At 39.0% G+C, this 897-nt stretch carries 2 protein-coding genes; both read right to left on the minus strand.

What is annotated here, in order from left to right; genetic code table 11:
• Nucleotides 1-353 (minus strand): ATP-binding cassette domain-containing protein (locus tag QE109_RS17525; protein WP_281095844.1); only part of this gene is annotated, 353 nt, incomplete at its 3' end.
• Nucleotide 354: 1 nt separating this feature from the next.
• On the minus strand, nt 355-897 hold a 543-nt coding region (locus QE109_RS17530), incomplete at its 5' end, for an ABC transporter ATP-binding protein (protein ID WP_281095845.1).

An 897-nucleotide genomic window follows, 5' to 3' on the forward strand; every position in this document is an offset into this window, starting at 1 on the left:
TCCCCAACGATATTGCTTACATTTAATCTTGGATTTAATGAGCTGTAAGGATCTTGGAAAATCAATTGCATCTGTTTTCTAAGGTGCTTAAGTTCATTACCTTTAAACCCAGCAATATCTTTACCATTGAAGATAATTTCACCTTCTGTTGGCTCGTACAATCTAACAATTGTTCTACCAAGTGTAGACTTACCACATCCTGACTCACCTACTAGACCTATTGTTTCGCCTCTTAAGACATCAAAGGATACACCATCTACTGCCTTAACGTTTGCTATCGTTTTTTGAAGAAAACCACCTTTTATCGGGAAGTATTTCTTTATATCTCTGACTTCTAGTATCTTTTCTTTCATCTTAACCCTCCGTTTTGCAGTGTAGGAAGCAAGCAGACGTATGGTTTTCACCTACTGTATATGTGCCTGGTTGCTCTGTCTTACATCTTTCCATCGCAAACTTACATCTTGGCTGAAAATAGCAACCTTGTGGCAATTCAAACGGGTTAGGTACTACCCCTTCAATACTATTCAGACGTTCTCTGTCTTCATCTAGATTTGGAATTGATTCTAAAAGACCGATTGTGTAAGGGTGTTTTGGGTTTTTAAAGATGTCCACTGCTGATGCGGATTCTACAATCTTACCCGAATACATAACAAGTACATGGTGTGCCATCTGTGCCACGACGCCAAGGTCATGTGTGATAAGCATAATCGCTGTATTTGTTTTCTTTTGTAAATCATTCATTAAAGATAAGATCTGAGCTTGGATCGTTACATCAAGTGCTGTCGTTGGCTCATCTGCAATCAATATCTTTGGATTACAAGCAAGTGCCATCGCGATCATCGCTCTTTGTCTCATACCACCTGATAATTGGTGAGGATAATCCCTTACTACCTTTTC

This window comes from Fusibacter bizertensis (assembly GCF_029914245.1).
Classification (GTDB): domain Bacteria; phylum Bacillota; class Clostridia; order Peptostreptococcales; family Acidaminobacteraceae; genus Fusibacter_C; species Fusibacter_C bizertensis.